This window comes from Nocardia cyriacigeorgica (genome assembly GCF_010858045.1).
Classification (GTDB): domain Bacteria; phylum Actinomycetota; class Actinomycetes; order Mycobacteriales; family Mycobacteriaceae; genus Nocardia; species Nocardia cyriacigeorgica_E.
Genome location: NZ_JAAGVC010000187.1, coordinates 1 through 348, shown reverse-complemented (window position 1 = coordinate 348; position 348 = coordinate 1). Strand labels below are relative to the sequence as shown.

1 pseudogene is annotated in these 348 nt (G+C 69.8%); it reads right to left on the bottom strand.

The window, feature by feature from the left end:
- A pseudogene (locus tag GV790_RS29295) lies at window positions 1–348 on the bottom strand (PepSY domain-containing protein); the annotation flags it as partial.

Below are 348 nucleotides of genomic sequence, written 5' to 3'. Positions count from 1 at the left end.
CCCATATGGAACTGGATGCCCCAGTTCGACAGCTTCGCCATGAGCGGCCAGTCGGCGTAGGGCAGCCGTGCGGTGATCGAACCGGTGGCGCCGTCGACCGCTACGGCGTCGACCGAGTACGTCCCCGGCATGCGCCGTTCTTTGATCGAGAATGCCGTGGAGTCGTCGGCGGGAATCGCGATCTCGACCGGCTGGTCGATCCCCGCCGCACGTGCCGCCTCGACCACTCGATCGAGCTGCGCGACCCGGTCGCCGGTGTCACCGATGGGCATGGCCGCCGAACCACCGTGATGGTGGTCGCCGCCGGCGTGGGTCGCCGGTGCGTCCGAGCCCGGCAGCGTGGTGCTG